At 63.8% G+C, this 18,070-nt stretch carries 19 protein-coding genes; 9 read left to right on the top strand and 10 right to left on the bottom strand.

The window, feature by feature from the left end; translation table 11 throughout:
* Window positions 1–1,094: cytochrome b/b6 domain-containing protein (locus L858_RS0117605; protein ID WP_022684413.1), on the bottom strand; the 1,094-nt coding region annotated here is incomplete at its 3' end.
* Window positions 1,095–1,310: 216 nt separating this feature from the next.
* Between L858_RS0117605 and L858_RS0117600 the strand changes: the two genes are divergently transcribed.
* Window positions 1,311–1,745, top strand: coding sequence for an acyl-CoA thioesterase (locus L858_RS0117600; protein ID WP_022684412.1), 435 nt, complete (start codon window positions 1,311–1,313; stop codon window positions 1,743–1,745).
* Between the two features lie 74 nt (window positions 1,746–1,819).
* Here the strand turns inward: L858_RS0117600 and L858_RS0117595 are convergent, their stop codons facing one another.
* Window positions 1,820–2,203, bottom strand: a complete 384-nt coding sequence (locus L858_RS0117595) for a DUF983 domain-containing protein (protein ID WP_022684411.1) — start codon at window positions 2,201–2,203, stop codon at window positions 1,820–1,822.
* 127 nt (window positions 2,204–2,330) lie between these two features.
* Here L858_RS0117595 and pabB point away from each other — a divergent pair, with 127 nt between their 5' ends.
* From pabB to msrA, 5 genes are all read left to right on the top strand, one after another.
* Window positions 2,331–3,506, top strand: a complete 1,176-nt coding sequence (gene pabB, locus L858_RS0117590) for an aminodeoxychorismate synthase component I (RefSeq protein WP_022684410.1) — start codon at window positions 2,331–2,333, stop codon at window positions 3,504–3,506.
* Window positions 3,507–3,535: 29 nt separating this feature from the next.
* The gene (locus tag L858_RS0117585) at window positions 3,536–4,159 is read left to right on the top strand and encodes an aminotransferase class IV (protein ID WP_022684409.1); all 624 of its coding nucleotides are present in this window, start codon (window positions 3,536–3,538) and stop codon (window positions 4,157–4,159) included.
* A gap of 124 nt (window positions 4,160–4,283) precedes the next feature.
* Window positions 4,284–5,486: a pyridoxal phosphate-dependent aminotransferase gene (locus tag L858_RS0117580; RefSeq protein WP_022684408.1), complete on the top strand. Its 1,203-nt coding sequence runs from the start codon at window positions 4,284–4,286 to the stop codon at window positions 5,484–5,486.
* Window positions 5,487–5,797: 311 nt separating this feature from the next.
* A complete protein-coding gene (locus L858_RS22075) occupies window positions 5,798–5,968 on the top strand; it encodes a hypothetical protein (RefSeq protein WP_022684407.1) in 171 nt (56 codons plus the stop codon).
* Entirely contained in the window at window positions 5,955–6,626 is a 672-nt protein-coding gene (msrA, locus tag L858_RS0117570; protein WP_022684406.1) for a peptide-methionine (S)-S-oxide reductase MsrA, read from the top strand. Before L858_RS22075 ends, msrA begins: the two co-directional genes overlap by 14 nt.
* 275 nt (window positions 6,627–6,901) lie before the next feature.
* On the opposite strand, the gene infC is transcribed toward msrA, so the two are convergent.
* The 8 genes from infC to L858_RS0117525 form a co-directional block, all read right to left on the bottom strand.
* Entirely contained in the window at window positions 6,902–7,435 is a 534-nt protein-coding gene (gene infC, locus L858_RS0117560; protein ID WP_022684404.1) for a translation initiation factor IF-3, read from the bottom strand.
* Window positions 7,436–7,559: 124 nt separating this feature from the next.
* A complete protein-coding gene (gene thrS, locus L858_RS0117555) occupies window positions 7,560–9,542 on the bottom strand; it encodes a threonine--tRNA ligase (protein ID WP_022684403.1) in 1,983 nt (660 codons plus the stop codon).
* A gap of 102 nt (window positions 9,543–9,644) precedes the next feature.
* Window positions 9,645–10,010: a DsrE family protein gene (locus L858_RS0117550; protein ID WP_022684402.1), complete on the bottom strand. Its 366-nt coding sequence runs from the start codon at window positions 10,008–10,010 to the stop codon at window positions 9,645–9,647.
* Entirely contained in the window at window positions 9,998–10,759 is a 762-nt protein-coding gene (locus L858_RS0117545) for a HesA/MoeB/ThiF family protein (protein WP_022684401.1), read from the bottom strand. The genes L858_RS0117550 and L858_RS0117545 overlap by 13 nt, the downstream gene beginning before the upstream one ends.
* Window positions 10,756–11,220: a dUTP diphosphatase gene (gene dut, locus L858_RS0117540; protein WP_022684400.1), complete on the bottom strand. Its 465-nt coding sequence runs from the start codon at window positions 11,218–11,220 to the stop codon at window positions 10,756–10,758. Before dut ends, L858_RS0117545 begins: the two co-directional genes overlap by 4 nt.
* Window positions 11,195–12,439, bottom strand: a complete 1,245-nt coding sequence (gene coaBC, locus L858_RS0117535) for a bifunctional phosphopantothenoylcysteine decarboxylase/phosphopantothenate--cysteine ligase CoaBC (protein ID WP_022684399.1) — start codon at window positions 12,437–12,439, stop codon at window positions 11,195–11,197. Before coaBC ends, dut begins: the two co-directional genes overlap by 26 nt.
* Window positions 12,440–12,490: 51 nt before the next feature.
* Complete coding sequence (ubiB, locus tag L858_RS0117530; RefSeq protein WP_022684398.1) at window positions 12,491–14,032, bottom strand: 2-polyprenylphenol 6-hydroxylase; 1,542 nt, start codon at window positions 14,030–14,032, stop codon at window positions 12,491–12,493.
* Between the two features lie 59 nt (window positions 14,033–14,091).
* Window positions 14,092–14,823, bottom strand: coding sequence for a class I SAM-dependent methyltransferase (locus tag L858_RS0117525; RefSeq protein WP_022684397.1), 732 nt, complete (start codon window positions 14,821–14,823; stop codon window positions 14,092–14,094).
* Window positions 14,824–14,996: 173 nt separating this feature from the next.
* On the opposite strand from L858_RS0117525, the gene mutM reads away from it, so the two are divergent.
* The 3 genes from mutM (at window position 14,997) to dnaA (ending at window position 18,047) form a co-directional block, all read left to right on the top strand.
* On the top strand, window positions 14,997–15,809 hold the full coding sequence (mutM, locus tag L858_RS0117520) for a bifunctional DNA-formamidopyrimidine glycosylase/DNA-(apurinic or apyrimidinic site) lyase (RefSeq protein ID WP_022684396.1): 813 nt from the start codon (window positions 14,997–14,999) through the stop codon (window positions 15,807–15,809).
* Between the two features lie 120 nt (window positions 15,810–15,929).
* A complete protein-coding gene (gene rpsT / locus L858_RS0117515; RefSeq protein WP_022684395.1) occupies window positions 15,930–16,193 on the top strand; it encodes a 30S ribosomal protein S20 in 264 nt (87 codons plus the stop codon).
* A 438-nt stretch (window positions 16,194–16,631) separates the two neighbouring features.
* Window positions 16,632–18,047 (top strand): chromosomal replication initiator protein DnaA, encoded by a 1,416-nt coding sequence (dnaA, locus tag L858_RS0117510; protein ID WP_022684394.1) that lies wholly within the window; start codon window positions 16,632–16,634, stop codon window positions 18,045–18,047.
* The last annotated feature ends 23 nt before the right edge of the window (window positions 18,048–18,070 follow it).

Genomic DNA, 18,070 nt, shown 5'->3' with positions numbered 1-18,070 from the left:
CCGCCAATCTTTGCAACAGAGCCCTGCGGCTTGCTCACGCCCTTCAGCGTCAGCGTGCCCGCCGCGCGATACGCATCGGCGCCGACGCTCTCCGCCCGCCTAGCGGTCAAAATGGCTTTGGGGTGGGCGGCGACGCCGAAAAACTCGTCGCCAGCCAGCATGCCGTCCTGATAAGCGTCGCCGACGCTCGCGCTCGCCAGATCGATTTCGACGCGGATGTCGGCGCTTTCCGGATGATCCGGGTCCATCACGATCGCAGCGGTCCATTTGGCGAAGCTGCCCTTGATCGTGTCGTCCCCATTTCCCACCGAAAAGCCAAGACTGCCCCCCGGCTGCACGGTCCAGCGCGGCGGCGGGCCGACCGGCTCCTCAGCAGCGGCGGCGTTATCCGCCTCAGCGGGGGCTGTGGCGTTGACGGGAGGCTCTGCCATGTTGGCGGGTGCCTCCTCCGTTTCCGCCGGAGTGGGAGAGCGCGGTGCCGCTGCCGCCGCCTTCGGCGCAGGGGAGGGCAGGATCGCACGGCCCACGCCGAAGCCCATGAGGATGAGTGCTGGCAAGGCTATCAACAACAACGGCGACCGCGCCGGCATCATCCGCCAGATCAATCCGTCCCCAATCAGCAAATGATGCCGCAGCGCGCCCGCCACATGCAGCAGGAACAGCGCGATCCCGATCCAGGCGAGCAGCCCATGGCCGCCCTCCGCCAGCTCATGGGCGGCCATCGGCAGCGGCAGATGGGGCAGGGGAATGAGGCCGAAGATCAGCGTTGGCACCTTGACCTTCGCGGTTGACACCAGCGCCCATCCGGTCAGCGGCGCGCCGAGCATGAAAAGGTAGAGGCCCCCATGTACCGCCTTGGCCAGCGCGCCCTGCCATCCGCCTTCGGCGGCCGATGGGCGCGGCCTCGCATAACGAACGACAATCCGCGCGATCGTCAGCAGCAGGATCGACATGCCAATCGACTTGTGCAGCTGGAACAGCGCAAAGCCCCGTGCGCCCAGTTCGTCCAGCGCCCAGCCGACGCTGATCTGGAAGGCCAGCAGCGCGGCGATCGTCCAGTGCAGGAAAATGGCAATCCGGCTGTAGCGCTCCATGCGGCCCCCCTCTATGCGCGAATAGCAGGGACGGGACGCTATGCGCTGCCCTGCTTCAAGTCCATGGGCACGGCCGGAAACGCATCGTTGCGGGTTCGACACGGAAAATAGCCGCCTGTGTCAAAAAGGTCGCAACGACGGCAATTTAACGGGTGTGATTGCATCGCTGCCGGCACAGGGTAAGAGCAGAGCTAGCAGGAACATGGAAAGCAGGACATGGCAAAACCCGAATCCTGGCGCCTCAGCCCGGACGCTTATCGCTTCGTAACCAGCATCGACACCCGCTTCCAGGATATCGATACGATGGGCCACATCAACAATGTGGCGATCTCCGGCATCTTCGAAACGGCGCGGATTCGTTTCCACCATCATCTTGGCCGTCACCCGCAGGAACAGGGCGTTCGCTGGCTGGTCGCAAATGTGAACCTGAACTTCGTGGAGGAAGCGCACTTCCCCTATCCGTTCGAAGTCCATTGCGCGATCGGCCATATCGGCCGGACCAGCTGGACCGTCAGTTCGGCGAGCTTCCAAAAGGGCATCTGCGTCGCGACCTGCGATACCACCGTGGTGACCCATGGCGCGGAGGGACGCCGCAGCATCGATGAGAATCTGCGTGCGGCCATGGAACGCAATTCGCTGATCCGTCCCTGAGCCTCGATCCCGCTCCTGCGCTGGCAGGAGCCCAGGTCAACCCTCGATTCGGAAAGCCAGCAGGGCAGCGCCGATCATCCCCGAAAGCCATCCATTCGGCGGGACCACTGAAAAGTGATGACCGCCGCTTTGGCTGGCTGGATCATCAGCATGGCCAGCAGGATGGCGATCGCCGGCCACAGCAGCGCCTGCACGCCCAGCGGAACGTCCAGCGCCGCATTCACCTCGATCATCAGCGGCACCAGTAGATGCCCGAGCAGCAGAATGACGATATAGGCCGGAAAATCGTCCGCTCGCGATACGTCCCAGGCCTGCCCGCAATGGCCGCATGCCGATGCCGGCTTGAGGAAGCGCCCGAACATCCGCCCTTCGCCGCAGGCGGGACAGCGGCCCTTCAGGGCAAGCGCCAGCGCCGGGCCCAACGGCCGGTCGACATCATTTTTGGGGCCTTCGCTCATTGTCCGGCCTCCTATGGTCGAAGCACGGTTCGGGCAACAGTCGGATCATTCTTTCTCGTCATGCTGAACTTGTCGCACTGCGTTCTCGCCCTTACGCGCAAGGCAAAGCCTGTTAAGAGGGGCGCCGATGCGCCTGCCCGGACCCGCTGAACCCTTTGCCCTGTTTGACGACGCCCGTGCGCGTGGTCCGGCGCCCGCCCGGCTGTATCGCGATCCGGTATCGATCATCGCCGCCCATCGGCTGGAGGAGGTGCAACCCGCACTAGACCGCCTGGCCGAAGCGGCGGAGGCCGGCCTGCACGCGGCGGGCTATATCGGCTATGAGGCGGGGTTGGCGCTGGAGGGTCGCCTCCATGGCCTTGCTGCACGTCGGATCGAAGGGGCCTCGCGGGAGCCGCTCCTATGGTTCGGCCTGTTCGAAGGCGTGCGCCTGATCCAAGCGGGCACTCTGCTCGATTTGCTGCCCGATCCTGCCGCCGCGACCGTGCATTCGGTCGAGCCGCTGATCGACGAAGCGGCCTACCGCGCGGCCTTCGCCCTGGTACAGGACTATATCCGCGCAGGCGACATCTATCAGGTCAATCTGACATTCCCCTGCACGGCGCGCTTCTCCGGCGACGTCATGGCTCTCTATGCCGCGCTACGGCCGCGCCAGCAGGCCGGCTATGGCGGGATCATCCGCACCGGAGCCTACAATATCCTCTCCTTTTCGCCCGAACTGTTCTTCACTAACGTGCGCGGCCAACTGACGGCACGTCCGATGAAGGGCACCGCAACGCGCCACGCCGATCCCTCCCGCGATGCCGAACGCATCCGCTGGCTGGAAGAGGATGCCAAGCAGCGCGCGGAAAATCTGATGATTGTCGATCTGCTGCGCAACGACCTCTCGCGCGTGTCGCGGGCGGGCACGGTGACGGTGCCAGACCTTTTCAAGGTCGAAACCTATCCGACGGTGCACCAGCTCGTGTCCACCGTCCGGGCGCGCCTGCTGCCCGGCCTGTCGCCGGTCGATGTGCTGCGCGTGCTTTTCCCCTGCGGCTCCATCACAGGCGCGCCCAAGGTGCGGGCGATGGAGATCATCGACGCGGTCGAGCCGCACCCGCGTGGCGTCTATACCGGATCGATGGGCTGGATCGATCCGGAGGGGGACGCCGCCTTCAATGTTGCCATCCGCACCATTTGCGTCGAAGAAGGAGCCTCGGAAGGGCGTCTGGGTCTGGGGTCGGGCATTGTTGCGGATTCGGAAGTGTCTTCCGAATGGGCGGAATGTCTCGCCAAGGGGCGCTTTCTCTCACCGGCATGATGCAAGCGGAAGGGGCTTGACTGGTTTCAATGGCATTAGCTGACGGACGGTTCGACCTGCTGGAAACGATGGCCTTCGATCCCGTCGAGGGGATCAGGCTGCTGGAATTGCATCTGCAACGGCTGAAGGCGAGCGCGACCGCCCTCGACTTCGCCTTCGACCGCCACACCGTGCGCAACGAGCTCCAGGCCGCGACCTTCCGCTTGCGCGAGCGCAGCCGGCTGCGCCTCCTCGTGTCGCGCGCCGGATCGATCGCCATCGAAGTGCGCGAGCATCGAACCTGGCCGCAGGCGATCATGCAGGTGGCTTGCGTCCCCCGCAACGCGTCCGCCGATGACCTGCGCCTTGCGCACAAGATCACCGATCGCTCCGTTTACCGCGATGCTTTGCACCGCGGCGGCACCTATGAAGTGGTGATGACCGATGAGGAAGGCTTCCTGACCGAGGGCAGCTTCTCCTCCATCTTCGTGGAGCGCGGCGACAAGCTGCTGACCCCGCCGCTATCGCGCGGCCTGCTCCCCGGCGTGCTGCGTCGCAGCCTGATCGAGATGGGGGAGGCGATCGAGGCCGACCTGAAGCCGCGCGACCTCGAAAATGGCTTCTTCATCGGCAACGCCGCGCGCGGCATGGTGGCGGCCTCGCTGGTTCGCTGACACCATTATCTGCCGTAGCGGCCAGCCGAGCCCAACTGGCAGTTGCCCCTCTCCGCGATGCGCACTAAGGAGCCCTCGCGTCCGCTTCGCGCGGGCCCAAGGGGAATTTAGAGAGAGATTGACGATGAGCCAGACTTCCGCTGCACTCGGCCGCATTCAGCCCTCCGCCACGCTGGCGATGAGCGCGCGCGTGAATGCCCTCAAGGCCGAAGGTGTCGACGTCATTGGCCTGTCGGCGGGTGAGCCCGATTTCGACACGCCCGATTTCGTCAAGGAAGCCGGGATCGCCGCGATCCGCAAGAATCTGACTCGTTATACCGACGTCGATGGCACCGCCGAGCTCAAGGACGCGGTCGTCTTCAAGTTCAACCGCGACAACGGCCTCACCTACAAGCGCAGCCAGATCAGCGTGAATTCTGGCGGCAAGCACACGCTGTTCAATGCGCTTGTTGCGACCGTGGATGCGGGCGACGAAGTGATCATCCCGGCCCCCTATTGGGTCAGCTATCCCGACATCGTGAACTTCGCGGGCGGCACGCCGGTCTTTATCGAGGCGCCGGCGAGCCAGGGCTACAAGATCACCCCGGCGCAGCTTGACGCCGCGATCACGCCGCGTACGAAGTGGATCATCCTCAACTCGCCATCCAACCCCTCGGGCGCGGCCTATTCGGCGAGCGAGCTCAAGGCGCTCGGCGAAGTGCTGCTGCGCCACCCGCACGTGCTGGTGATGACCGACGACATGTATGAGCATGTCTGGTACGCGCCGACGCCCTTCGCCACCATCGCGCAGGTCTGCCCGGATCTTTACGACCGCACCCTGACGGTGAACGGCTGCTCCAAGGCTTTCTCGATGACCGGCTGGCGCATCGGTTTCGCAGGCGGCCCGGAATGGATCATCAAGGCGATGGGCAAGCTGCAGTCGCAATCGACCTCCAATCCCTGCTCGATCAGCCAGGCGGCCGCCGTGGCTGCGCTGACCGGTGAGCAGGACTTCCTGGAAGAGCGCAACTCGGCCTTCAAGAAGCGCCGCGACATGGTCGTGTCGATGCTGAACGACGCGCCGGGCCTCGATTGCCCCGTCCCTGAAGGCGCCTTCTACGTCTATCCGGACGCTAGCGGCGTCATCGGCAAGACCACGCCCAAGGGCCAGCTGATCGACAGCGACGAAGCGCTGATCGGCTATTTTCTGGACGAGGCGAAGGTTGCCGCCGTCCACGGCGCCGCATTTGGCCTCTCGCCCGCATTCCGCATCAGCTATGCGACGTCGGAAGAGGTGCTCGCCAAGGCCTGCCAGCGTATCCAGGAAGCCTGCGCAGCCCTTAAGTAACGGCCGCGTTCCCCCCATCGAAGACGGCAAGGGGGACAATCTGCAAAACAGATAATGGAGGGAAAAGCGGCTGCCCGCTTTCCCCTCCATGCGCAAAAACGGAAACGGAATATTTCCGCAGCGCCGTCTTGCAGATGCAGCGGGCTGCTCTATATTCAGTTGCGATTGGAAACTGACCTCCGCCTTTACGCTCAATCTCTCGTAAAGAAGATTGAGCGACACTGTCTTTCAGCGGCAGTGTTCAGGCAAGGCTAAGCCAGACAAGAATATCAGCCTCCTGAAGAGGCGAAAGATCGAAAGGCAAGAACGCCATGACGGCATTCCTGAAATCAGACCTCTTTCTGCGGTTTCTCGGCGGGTTCGTGGTCGGCACAATAGGCATCCTGGCGTTGCAGCCAGATACCCAGCCGACGCTGACCAGTCCTGCCATGGCCGCTTCGACAAGCGCTGCCACGGCTCATTCCGACGATGCGACGCTCTGACGGCATCGCTTTCGCTGTTCTGGCGGCGCTCTCCGGCGCCTCCCCACTGCATGCCGAACGTCCGGTCCTCGCTCCGGTTCCCGCCATTGACGCCTCCTCGGCCCAAAAGGTTGAAACCGCCATATTCGCCGGCGGCTGCTTTTGGGGAGTGGAAGGTGTCTTCTCCCATGTGAAAGGCGTCCGCTCGGCGGTGTCCGGCTTTGCCGGCGGCCCGCAGGGGCAGAAGGTTGATTATGAGCGTGTGAGCCAAGGCGGTACGGGCTTTGCCGAGGCCGTGCGTGTCACCTATGATCCAAAGCAGGTTAGTTATGGGACGCTGCTGCGGGTATTTTTCTCCGTCATCGCCGATCCGACGACATTGAATCGGCAGGGCCCTGATCGGGGCACCCAATATCGGAGTGCGCTGTTCCCGCTGAACACGCAACAGGACCGGGCCGCCAAGGCTTATCTCGGCCATTTGAACAAGGCGGGTTTGTGGCGCGACCCGATTGTCACCCGGACCGAGGCTTTCACCGGCTTCCAAGCGGCCGGCGCCTATCATCAGAACTTTTTGACCAGAAATCCGCGCCACCCCTATATCCAACGCTGGGACATGCCCAAGCTGGCGGCGTTCAAGGCCATGTTTCCGAAACTATATCAGGATAGGCCGGCGGCTTGATGTCCCCTCGCCATCGGTGATCAATAATCCTGTCCTGCATAGCGGTGGGGCAGGTTGCCGCCAGCTGCGTCACCGACGAATTGCGCCCATATCCCGCCCGGACGCCAGGCAAGGTCCATGTCCGTCCGAGCATCCGTCCCGGCTATCCCAAAACCTCCCTCCGGTAGCATAGAGGACCGCAGAACGAGCTGGAGGTAAATTCTCCAGCTCAAAAAGCATCGAGCGGAGCCTGTCGCCAGACCCCGCCCGCTTGCACGATCAACTTTCCGGAAGGCTTATTTCGGCGCCAGCACCATCAGCATCTGACGGCCTTCCATGCGCGGATAGGCTTCGACCTTGGCGATCTCACCCACATTCTCCGCGACGCGCTGGAGCAGTTGCATGCCGAGCTGCTGGTGGCTCAGCTCACGGCCACGGAAGCGCAGGGTGATCTTCACCTTGTCGCCATCGCCGATGAAGTCATGGACCTTCTTCATCTTCGTATCATAATCATGATCGTCGATGTTCGGACGCATCTTGATCTCTTTGAGTTCCTGCGTCTTCTGGGTCTTGCGGGCGATATTCGCCTTCTTCTGGGCCTCGTACTTATATTTGCCGATATCCAGGAATTTGCAGACCGGCGGATCGGCGGTCGGCGACACTTCGACCAGGTCCAGACCCAGTTCGTAGGCTCGCTCGACGGCCTCCTGCGTAAACATCACGCCCAGATTTTCGCCTTCGTCGTCGATCACGCGCACCTTGGGCACGGTGATGAACTCATTGTAACGGGGACCGGACTTAGGCGGCGGCGCCATCGGGCGGCGCATCATCGGGGGACGTATAGCAGCTTCTCCTACGGTAGGTTCAAGAGTCTGGCGGGGTCTTTAGCGCAAAGCCGAAAGGGCCGGCAAGTCCGCATCTGCGGATTCGCCAACCCCATGTGGCATCGCTGCCTCACTGCATATCGGGAGCGCGGGCTTCCTTTGCAAGACGGGCGATCATATCCTCGATCGAAAGGATGCTCTGCCCTTCCTTGCCGAGTTCGCGCAGCGCCACGGTGCCATCGTCCGCCTCGCGGCGCCCGACGACCAGCAAATTCGGCACTTTTCCGAGGCTATGCTCGCGCACCTTATAGTTGATCTTCTCGTTGCGGATGTCGGTTTCCGCACGGATCCCCGCCGCCCGCAGCTTCTCCACGATCGCCTGTGCATAGCCGTCGGCGTCCGACACGATGGTCGCGACAACCGCCTGGACCGGCGCCAGCCAGAGCGGAAATTTGCCCGCATAATGTTCGATCAATATGCCGATAAACCGTTCATAGCTGCCGAAGATCGCGCGGTGGAGCATGACGGGCCGGTGCCGTTCGCCATCCTCGGCAATATAAGAAGCGTCGAGTCGTTCGGGCAGCACCCGATCGGACTGGATCGTACCCACTTGCCATGTGCGCCCGATCGCGTCGGTCAGATGCCATTCCAGCTTGGGCGCATAGAAGGCGCCTTCGCCCGGCAGTTCTTCCCAGCCATATTCCGGCGTGTTGAGGCCCGCCGCCGCAACCGCGTTGCGCAGCTCTTCCTCTGCCTTGTCCCACATTTCCTCGGTGCCGAAGCGCTTCTCCGGCCGCAGCGCCAGCTTGATCGAGTAGGTGAAGCCGAAATCCTTGTAGATACGGTCGGCCAGTGCACAGAAAGCGCGGACTTCCTCGACGATCTGATCCTCACGGCAGAAGATATGCGCGTCGTCCTGCGTGAACTGGCGTACGCGCATCAGCCCGTGCAGCGCACCGTGCGGTTCGTTGCGATGGCAGCAGCCATTTTCGTAGAAGCGCAGCGGCAGATCGCGATAGCTTTTGATCCCCTGGCGGAAGATCAGGACGTGCGCCGGGCAGTTCATGGGCTTCAAGGCCATCCAGTCGGCATCATCCGACACCAGCGGCCCTTCGTCGGCAACGTTCGGCACCTCGTCGGGAATGACGAACATATTTTCACGATATTTGCCCCAGTGGCCGGACTGCTCCCACTGGCGCGCATCCATCACCTGCGGCGTCTTCACCTCACGATAGCCCGCAGCGTCGATGGCACGGCGCATATAAGCCTCAAGCTCGCGCCAGATCAGATAGCCCTTGGGGTGCCAGAAAACGCTGCCATGCGCCTCCTGCTGGAGGTGGAACAGATCCATCTCCGCGCCCAGCTTGCGATGGTCGCGCTTGCCCGCTTCCTCCAGCCGCGTCAGATGCTCCTGAAGTTGCTTCTTGTTCAGCCAGGCGGTGCCGTAGATGCGGGAGAGCATCGCATTCTTCTGATCGCCACGCCAGTAAGCGCCCGACACGCGCGTCAGTTTGAACGCCGCAGGATCGAGTCGTCCGGTCGCGGCCAGATGCGGTCCCCGGCACATGTCCAGCCAGTCCTCACCCGACCAATAGACGGTCAGTTCCTCGCCCTCGGGCAGTTCGGCGGCCCATTCGGCCTTGAACGTCTCGCCTTCAGTCCGCCAGCGCGCGATCAGGTCTTCGCGCTTCCAGACCTCGCGCCGCAGCGGTTTGTTGGCCGTGATGATCTCCCGCATCTTGGCTTCGATCGCGGGCAGGTCCTCCTCCGTGAAAGGGCGATCCTTCGGCGCGAAGTCATAATAGAAGCCATCGTCGGTCGAAGGGCCGAAAGTGATCTGCGTGCCGGGAAACAGCGCCTGTACGGCCTCCGCCAGCACATGGGCGAAGTCGTGCCGCGCCAGCTCCAGCGCGTCTGCCTCATCCTTGGCTGTCACCAGCGCCAGCTGCGCGTCCGCCTCCAGCGGGCGCATGATGTCGCGCAGCTCGCCATCGACCCGCGCAGCGATCGCCGCCTTCGCCAGCCCCGGCCCGATCGCCGCCGCAATGTCCGCCGGAGTAGTGCCGGGCGCGACTTCACGCACGGAACCGTCGGGCAGGGTGATCTTGAGCATGGCGGACACGGAAGGTCTTTCTGTGATTGGGATGGAGCGGCGTAAATTGCCGCGCTTTCCCCATAAATGGGCCGTCCGCCCTGTCAATAGAAGCGCCGCCCGTCAGGCGAACAGCAGCCGCGCTTCGTCATCCGTGGCCTGAAGGAAGCCGAGCGGGCCGCCGACCTCCGCGCCCGCCGGCAGTGCCGCGGCCCGAAGACCGCACAAGGCGAGGCCGCTCTGGCATGCAATGATCGCGACGCCCAGTTCGGCAGCCTCCTCGATCAACATCGCAAGTGACGGCAGGCCCGCCGCCCGATGCGCCTCGTCCTCCGGCGCGGCGACAGGCGTGCGCAGCAGCGACACGGCGTCGAGTTGCAAAAAGATCGCCGCTCTTCCGCCCAAAGCCACCTGCGCCGCCGCCAGCACAAGCGCCCCGCGAAAACGCTCCGCCTCCGCCGTGGTGACGACGATCCTCAGTTCTCGCATAATTGCGCGGCGCAGGTCATGCAGGCGGCGTCCTTGGGAACAGCGACCTTGCGGAACCGCATCGAGAGCAGATCGGCGAGCAGGAGCTGCCCCGCCATGTCCTCGCCAAAGGGCACCAGCGCGCGGATCACCTCCAGCGCGGCCAGACTGCCCATCACCCCGGTCAGCGCGCCAATCACGCCCGTCTCGGAACAGTTGCGCTCCGGCGCGTCTTCAGGCGATCCGACCAGGCAGCGATAGCAGGGCTTATCGGCTTCCCATCCGCGATAGGTGGCGAGTTGCCCCTCGAACGATCCGACCGCGGCAGACACCAGCGGAATGCGCAGCCGCTGGGCACAGTCGGCGACGGCGAGGCGGGTCGCGAAACTGTCGCATCCATCCAGCACCACGTCGGCCTCCCGCAGCATCAATGCGGCATTGTCCGCATCGATGCGCGCATTGATGGGGATGAGCTTCACGTCGGGATTGAGCCGTGCTACCGCCGCCATCGTCCGTTCCGCCTTGGAGGCGCCGATATCCTCGCCAGCGAACAGTATCTGTCGCTGCAAATTGGAAAGCGCCACCGCGTCATCGTCGATCACCCGGATCGTGCCGACCCCAGCCGCCGCCAGATAGAGGATCGCCGGACTGCCGATCCCGCCGGCGCCGATCACGGCGACGTCAGCCGAAAGCAGCCGGGCCTGCCCGGCGCCGCCAATCTCCTTCAGCACGATATGGCGGGCATAGCGTTCCAGTTGGTCGTCGGTCATGAGGAAGAGACTCCCGTCGAACCGAATCCGCCCGAACCCCTCACCGTTTCATCCAGCTCCTCAACCTCGGCAAAGCGCGCCATCTGCACCGGTGCCGCCACCAACTGCGCGATCCGGTCGCCCCGTGCGATCACAAAGGGTTCGTTGCCCAGGTTGATGAGGATGACCTTCAACTCGCCGCGGTAATCGGCGTCGATGGTTCCGGGCGTGTTAGGCAAGCTGATCCCGTGCTTGAGCGCCAGCCCCGACCGGGGCCGCACCTGGACTTCATAGCCTTCCGGGATCGCCATCGCGAAGCCGGTCGATACGGCATGACGCCCACCCGGCACGATGATGACATCCTCCGCCGACACCACGTCCATCCCGGCCGCATGCGCCGTCGCATAGGCGGGTGCGGGCAGCCCTTCGCCATGGGGCAGGCGCTTCAGGCGGATTTCAATCGGTGCGAGGTGAAAGGGCATGGGCGACCTTCTCAATCAATCGGGAGGCAACGGCGTCCTTGGGCAGGTCTTCCCAGCTTTCGATGCCGGTCGAGGAAATGATGTGCACGCTGTTGCGCTCGCCGCCCATCACGTCGCCGGACACGTCATTGGCGACGATCCAGTCCGCGCCTTTGCGGGTCAGCTTGCTCTGCGCATGTTCGGCTACCTTCTCCGTCTCGGCGGCGAAGCCGACCAGCAGGGCAGGGCGCTTCTCATGCTTGCCGAGCGTCGCCAATATGTCCGGATTTTCAACCAGCGAGAGTGGCGTGGGCTTGCCCAAACCGTCCTTCTTGATCTTCTGGCCGGAGGCGTCGGCGGTACGCCAGTCCGCCACCGCCGCTACCATGATCGCCGCATCGGCGGGCAGCGCAGCCTCGACCGCCGCCAGCATCTCGCGCGCCGTCTGCACATCGACACGAGCAACACCGGCGGGCGTCGGCAGATGCACAGGCCCCGCCACCAGGGTCACGCGCGCGCCGGCTCGCACCGCCGCAGCCGCAATGGCGAAGCCCTGTTTCCCCGATGACCGATTGGCGATGTAGCGGACCGGATCGATCGGCTCATGCGTCGGTCCTGCCGTCACCAGCACATGGCGGCCCGCCAAGGAGGCGTCGGGTCCTTCGAAATCGGGTTGCCCGGACAGGGGATCATCTGCGCGCGGACGTGCGAGCAGCGCCTCCACCCGCCCGGCGATCGCCTCCGGATCAGGAAGGCGCCCCTTGCCGAACTCGCCGCACGCCATCTCGCCGCTGTCCGGCTCCATCACATGCACGCCATCGGCATGCAGGCGCGCGATGTTGCGCTGGGTCGCGGCATGGTGCCACATACGCACGTTCATCGCCGGCACCACCAGCACCGTCTTGTCGGTAGCGAGCAGCAGCGTGGTCGCCAGATCGTCGGCAATGCCCGACGCCATCTTGGCGAGGATGTTCGCCGTCGCGGGCGCCACCACCACCAGATCGGCCTGGCGGGAAAGCTGAATATGCCCGATCTCGCGCTCTTCCTTCAGATCGAACATGTCGCCATAAACATGATCCTCCGTCAGCACGCCCAGCGACAACGGGGTCACGAACTTCTCCGCACTCTCCGTCAGCACGGCCCGCACTGCGAGCCCGCGCTTGCGCAGCAGCCGCACCAGCTCGAGAGACTTATAAGCCGCAATGCCGCCCGACACGATAAGAAGGATGCGCTTGGTCATGGTGAGACGATCATTTGGTCAAGCGCTGAGCACTTGTCCAGCCTGCAGGCTTTATAAGAAGGTTGCCGCCGCTGCCATGGCCCCAGCGCCGACAGCGCCCGCCACCAGCGCCACCAGCGCATAGCGCCACCCTGCGCCGACGGTGATCAGCCGAACCTCGCTGAGCGGCGGCGGCGGCGGTGCGCCGCCTCGTTCGGGAAAGGCTTCCTCTATGCGCCGGACCAGTCCGGGCAGGCGCTGCAACGTGCGCCAATTTTCGATCAGCGTATCCGCAGCCTTCGCCTCCGGCCCCAACTCGGACCGGAGCCACTCCTTCACATAGGGACCGCTCGTTTCCCACAGGTTGATGTCGGGATCGAGCGCAGTCGCGACCCCCTCCACCATCACCATCGTCTTTTGCAGCAGCAGCAGGTGCGGCTGGGTCTGCATATCGAAATCGCGGGTGATGGCGAACAGCCCGTCCAGCATGCCGCCGACCGAGAGCTCCCGCACGGGCTTGCCGCGCATCGGCTCGCCCACCGCGCGCAGGGCCGTCGCGAACTCATCCACATTGTGGTGGCCCGGCACATATTGCGCCTCGAAATGGATTTCGGCGACGCGCTTGTAGTTGCCGGTGATCAGACCGTAGAGAATCTCTGCGAGCCAGGTGCGGGCGCGCCGGTCGATCCGGCCCATGATCCCGAAGTCGATCGCTACGATATCGCCATTGGGCGTGACGAACAAATTGCCCTGATGCATGTCTGCGTGGAAGAAGCCTTCGGCAATGGCTTGGCGCAGGAAGGCGTTGACCAGTCGCGCCGCCAGTTCCTTGACGTCGTGGCCTTCGGCGATCAGCGCTTCCCGGTCGGAAATCTTGATTCCGTCGATCCACTCCATCGTCATGACCCGGCCGGTCGTCCGGTCCCAGTCGATGATCGGCACGCGATAGCCCGGCATGGCCTCCATCGCTTCGCCCAGCTCTGACGCGGATGCTGCTTCGCGCCGCAGGTCGAGCTCGCGCGCGGTCCAGCGTTTCATGTTGGCGATCACCAGCCGGGGCCGCAACCGTGCGACCTCGCCGCCCAGCATTTCGCCATGGGCCGCCGCCCATTCATAGGTCTGAATGTCGCGGTTAAACTGGTCGATAACGCCGGGGCGGATCACCTTGACGGCCACCTCGCGCCCGTCGGCCGTGGCGGCGCGGTGCACCTGCGCGATCGAGGCTGCGCCTACCGGCACCTCATCAAACCGGCTGTAGATCGCCTCCAGCGGACGCCCGAAGCTCTGTTCGATCTGCGCCCTTATGGTTAGGAATGGCACGGGCGGCAGGGCGTCCTGCAGCCGCAGCAGGTCGTTCGCCGCTTCCTCGCCCACCAGATCGGGGCGCGTCGCCAGCGTTTGTCCCAGCTTGATCGCCGCCGGCCCGATGGACTGGAAAGCGTCGGCATAGCGCGGTTGCCGCGGCACACGGGCGCCAAGCCGCGCGAGCCGCACCAGTCGTCGCACCGGCGTCGGGGTCAGCGGATCCCGCTCGATCCCGCGCAGGGCACCATGCCGTGCCAGCGTCCGGCCCCATTTCAGGAGCCGCCAGATATGGGTGATATGGGAAGGCATGATTGGTTAAGCCCCTCCCGCACGCGGAATGGGTTGCCCGCGGCCCTGCACTGCTGCCATCAAATCTTCCACCCGGAATGGATCGCCACCAGCCCGCCCAGGATCGGCTCAACCTTGGTCTGTATGAACCCTGCCTCCCGGATCATCCGTTCGAATTCGGGCATGGGCGGAAAGCGCCTGATCGATTCGATCAGGTAGCGATAGCTTTCCTCGTCATTGGCGAACAACTTGCCCAGCTTGGGCACCAGCCGGTGTGAATAAAGGTCATAGACGTCCGAAAAGCCCGGCCAGGTCGTGGTCGAAAATTCGAGGCAGAAGAAGCGTCCCCCGAATTTCAGCACACGGTGCGCCTCGCGTAGCGCCTTGTCGATATGCGTCACGTTGCGGATGCCGAAGGCGATTGTATAGGCGTCGAAACTGCGGTCGCCGAAGCTTAGCTCCTCCGCATTCTGCTCCGACCAGATGAGGCCCTCCAGCCCCTTCTTCTGCGCCCGCTCCACGCCCACGGCGAGCATCTCGGGGTTGATGTCGGAAACGGTGACCTGCGCGCCATGCCGGTGCATCCGGAAGGCGATATCGCCGGTGCCGCCCGCCATATCGAGGATCTGCTCGTCACGGCGCGGCTTCACCCGATTGACGAACTGATCCTTCCACAACCGGTGCGCGCCAGCCGACATGGCATCGTTCATCAGGTCATATTTAGAAGCGACGTTGGAGAAGACGGCGCGAACCATCCCCTGTTTCTGGGAGGCGTCGACGTCGCGATAGCCGAAGGAGGCGGTTTCGTTCATGGCGGCACGCTCTAGAGCATTTTGAAGGTGAGAGGAAACACCTGAGATCAGCTAAAATGTCCCGGTGAAGCGGCAGGGACTTTCCGGCTCCTTTCCGCTGTCCCATATAGCGCCGAGCGCCCCTGCTGCGCCCTTTGCTGCCGAACCGATGATCCACAAGCGGACCGCTGACGATGCCCGAATTGCCCGAAGTCGAAACCACCGTAGCCGGCCTGCGGAGCGTGCTGGAGGGTGCCGAACTGACCCGGGTCGAGCCGCGCCGCGCCGACCTGCGCTTCCCCATACCCGCCGACCTGCGCCAGCGGCTGACCGGTGCGACGGTGACCGCGCTCACCCGCCGCGCCAAATATGGGCTTGTGCAAACGGACCGGGGCGACACGCTGATCTTCCACCTCGGCATGTCGGGGCGCTGGCGGATCGATCCGGCAGAGATCGGCGCGCATGATCATCTGCTGATCGAAACCAGGGCAGGGCGCCTGCTTTCGCTGAATGACCCGCGGCGCTTCGGCTCGCTCGATCTCGTGCGCAGCGAGGCTTGGGAAGAGTATGCGCCTTTCATCCGCATGGGTCCCGAACCCCTCGGGCCGGAATTCACCCCGGCCTATCTTGCCGGTGCGCTCAAGGGCAAGGCGACATCGATCAAGGCCGCGCTGCTCGACCAGCGGATCGTCGCGGGGCTGGGTAATATCTACGTCTGCGAGGCGCTCAACATGGCAGGTATCGCTCCCACGCGCCAGGCCGGCAGGATCAGCCGGCCGCGCCTCATCCTGCTGGTGGAGGCGATTCGCGAGGTGCTGACCGCTGCGATCGCGGCGGGAGGATCGACCCTGCGCGACTATGCCCAGCCAGACGGCGAGTTGGGATATTTCTCCAAACAATGGCGGGTCTATGGGCGGGAGGGGGAGCCCTGCGCCTGCGGAACGCCGATCCGCCGCCGCGTGGACAGCGGCAGATCGACCTTTTTCTGCCCGAAATGCCAGAAGTAGCGAGCCGCTCTCTTGTTGACGGTCGCGCTGATCCCCTGTAAGGGGCGCACCTTCACAGGGCCGGCCGGGCGATTCCGACGGGCTCTTTCAAGCAGATTTGACGAGAACCGAGGACAGTAAATGGCCAATACGCCGCAAGCCAAGAAGCGCATCCGCCGCAACACCCGCCGCGCCGAAATCAACGGCGCCCGCATCAGCCGGATCCGCACCCTGGTCAAGAAGGTCGAAACCGCTCTCGCCGCTGGCGACAAGACGGTGGCGGCCACGGCGCTTCAGGCGGTCCAGCCGGAACTCGCACGGGGCGTCGCACGCGGCGTGCTGCACAAGAATACCGCGGCCCGCAAGTTCGGCCGTCTGACGAAGCGCGTCGCCGCGCTCGGCTAAGCTAAGCCACTCTATCTCGTCAGTTATAATGTACGCCCGCCCCGCTTTTGCGGGGCGGGTTTTTTCATGTTCCTTTCGCTGATCCGTCATTTTCCCAAAACGACGCATTTCCCGCGATTCCCGCGTGATTCGGGCCGAAATTCGCCAAGGAAGTCTAATTTAAGTATTTGTTTTCATGTGGTATTTTGTGAAAAGTGGCGTTTCCCTCGGGTTTTTCGAGTCAACGGCTTTATTTCACATTTTTGACCCGGCGCGCCCTTGATCCGGCGAAGAAGCCCTGTCTATTTTGCCCCTCAAGCCGCTGCTCGAATCACATTCCTGGCGGTTATCAGACGGTTGCTTGACGGACTATGCCTTGGAAAAGCCTCGCTTTTTCGATTGGTATCTTGCGTCGATACGCCCTTGATCAAGGGCGCAGTTGATGGGGGTCGACTGTTTATGAAGGATATTACGGCAGTGGCTGGAAGTTTACGTGGGTCCGACACGCAGGAACATGCGCGCCTGGAATCCGCCTGGGCGACCATTCGCGCCGGGCTGCGCCGGGACATTGGCGCGCGCATGTTCGATCAATGGCTGAAGGCGGCGCAGTTGGGGGACTACTGCCCCGAATCGCAGACGCTCGATCTGCTGTTCGCCTCCGACTTCACAGCGAATTTCGTCTCCGGCCAGTTTGGCGATCGACTCCGCATGGCTTGGCGCTGTGCCGGTGCTGGCGTGCGTGAGGTGCGTTTGCGCCGCGCTCCAAATGCAGTGGGTCCGCGTCTTTTGGAGGTCGCATCGGCGGAAGCGCCTGCTCCTGCCGACCAGCATGGCGCCGGCGATCGCGCGCCCTCATCCAATTTCCAGCCGCGGCACGACTTTGGCGAGTTCGTGACGGGCGAAACCAACCATCTGGCCTTCTCGGCCGCGCGCGCCATGGCGGCCGAGGCCCAGCCGCGCTTCAGCCCGCTCTTCATTCATGGCGGTACGGGGCAGGGGAAGACTCACCTGCTGCACGCGATCGCGCAGGATTTTTCCAGCCACTCGCCCGCCGCCCCGGTGCTCTACATGTCGGCAGAGCGGTTCATGATGGAATTTGTGAACGCCATGCGCGCGAACGAAACCATGATGTTCAAGGCCCGGCTGCGCGCGGCGCGGCTGCTGCTGATCGACGATATCCAATTCATCGCCGGCAAGGGATCGACGCAGGAAGAGTTTCTCCATACGATCAACGATCTGATCGACGCTGGCGCCCGGATCGTGGTCACGGCCGATCGCGCGCCGCAGATGCTGGATTCGATCGACCCGCGCATTCTTTCGCGACTGGCGGGCGGCTTGGTGGCTGATATCCGTCCCGCCGGGCTAGATCTGCGGCTGGCTATCCTGGAAGCCAAGCGGGCGAACGCTGGCGATCCGCCGGTGCCGGATGCGGTCGTCGATTTCCTCGCCCGTTCGATTCGGTCGAACGTGCGGGAACTGGAAGGCGCCTTCAACAAGCTCATCGCTTATGGTCAGCTGACCGGAAGGCCGATCGACCTGGAGTTCGCACAGTCCATGCTAGCGGACACGGTTCGGGCGAACGCCCGCCGCATCACGGTTGATGAGATCCAGAAGGCCTGCGCCGCGCACTACAAGATCGACGCGGCGGAGATGCGCTCGAAGCGCCGTGCCCGCGCCGTCGCGCGTCCCCGTCAGGTGGCGATGTATCTCGCCAAGAAGATGACACCGCGTTCCCTGCCGGAGATCGGGCGCATCTTCGGGGGACGCGATCATAGTACGGTGATCCACGCGGTTCGCACCATCGAGGAACTGCGCCAGACGAACCCCGACATTGACGCAGACATTCGTGCGCTTCAGCGCCAGCTTGAAGGCTGACAGGCGTAGAGGAGTCGATTAGG

Origin of the sequence: Sphingobium bisphenolivorans, from assembly GCF_000412635.1 — a bacterium.
Taxonomy (GTDB): Bacteria; Pseudomonadota; Alphaproteobacteria; order Sphingomonadales; family Sphingomonadaceae; genus Sphingobium; species Sphingobium bisphenolivorans.
This window is presented reverse-complemented; position numbering and strand designations above follow the sequence as displayed.

What these genes read in the sequence shown, in the direction of transcription:
- pabB (WP_022684410.1), top strand. Translation starts at nt 2,331, where the DNA reads ATGCGCCTGCCCGGACCCGCTGAACCCTTTGCCCTGTTTGACGACGCC.
- L858_RS0117525 (WP_022684397.1), bottom strand. Translation starts at nt 14,823, where the DNA reads ATGAACGAAACCGCCTCCTTCGGCTATCGCGACGTCGACGCCTCCCAG.
- L858_RS0117580 (WP_022684408.1), top strand. Translation starts at nt 4,284, where the DNA reads ATGAGCCAGACTTCCGCTGCACTCGGCCGCATTCAGCCCTCCGCCACG.
- L858_RS0117545 (WP_022684401.1), bottom strand. Translation starts at nt 10,759, where the DNA reads ATGACCGACGACCAACTGGAACGCTATGCCCGCCATATCGTGCTGAAG.
- L858_RS22075 (WP_022684407.1), top strand. Translation starts at nt 5,798, where the DNA reads ATGACGGCATTCCTGAAATCAGACCTCTTTCTGCGGTTTCTCGGCGGG.
- thrS (WP_022684403.1), bottom strand. Translation starts at nt 9,542, where the DNA reads ATGCTCAAGATCACCCTGCCCGACGGTTCCGTGCGTGAAGTCGCGCCC.
- L858_RS0117595 (WP_022684411.1), bottom strand. Translation starts at nt 2,203, where the DNA reads ATGAGCGAAGGCCCCAAAAATGATGTCGACCGGCCGTTGGGCCCGGCG.
- dnaA (WP_022684394.1), top strand. Translation starts at nt 16,632, where the DNA reads ATGAAGGATATTACGGCAGTGGCTGGAAGTTTACGTGGGTCCGACACG.
- mutM (WP_022684396.1), top strand. Translation starts at nt 14,997, where the DNA reads ATGCCCGAATTGCCCGAAGTCGAAACCACCGTAGCCGGCCTGCGGAGC.
- msrA (WP_022684406.1), top strand. Translation starts at nt 5,955, where the DNA reads ATGCGACGCTCTGACGGCATCGCTTTCGCTGTTCTGGCGGCGCTCTCC.
- rpsT (WP_022684395.1), top strand. Translation starts at nt 15,930, where the DNA reads ATGGCCAATACGCCGCAAGCCAAGAAGCGCATCCGCCGCAACACCCGC.
- L858_RS0117585 (WP_022684409.1), top strand. Translation starts at nt 3,536, where the DNA reads ATGGCATTAGCTGACGGACGGTTCGACCTGCTGGAAACGATGGCCTTC.
- ubiB (WP_022684398.1), bottom strand. Translation starts at nt 14,032, where the DNA reads ATGCCTTCCCATATCACCCATATCTGGCGGCTCCTGAAATGGGGCCGG.
- infC (WP_022684404.1), bottom strand. Translation starts at nt 7,435, where the DNA reads ATGATGCGCCGCCCGATGGCGCCGCCGCCTAAGTCCGGTCCCCGTTAC.
- L858_RS0117550 (WP_022684402.1), bottom strand. Translation starts at nt 10,010, where the DNA reads ATGCGAGAACTGAGGATCGTCGTCACCACGGCGGAGGCGGAGCGTTTT.
- dut (WP_022684400.1), bottom strand. Translation starts at nt 11,220, where the DNA reads ATGCCCTTTCACCTCGCACCGATTGAAATCCGCCTGAAGCGCCTGCCC.
- coaBC (WP_022684399.1), bottom strand. Translation starts at nt 12,439, where the DNA reads ATGACCAAGCGCATCCTTCTTATCGTGTCGGGCGGCATTGCGGCTTAT.
- L858_RS0117600 (WP_022684412.1), top strand. Translation starts at nt 1,311, where the DNA reads ATGGCAAAACCCGAATCCTGGCGCCTCAGCCCGGACGCTTATCGCTTC.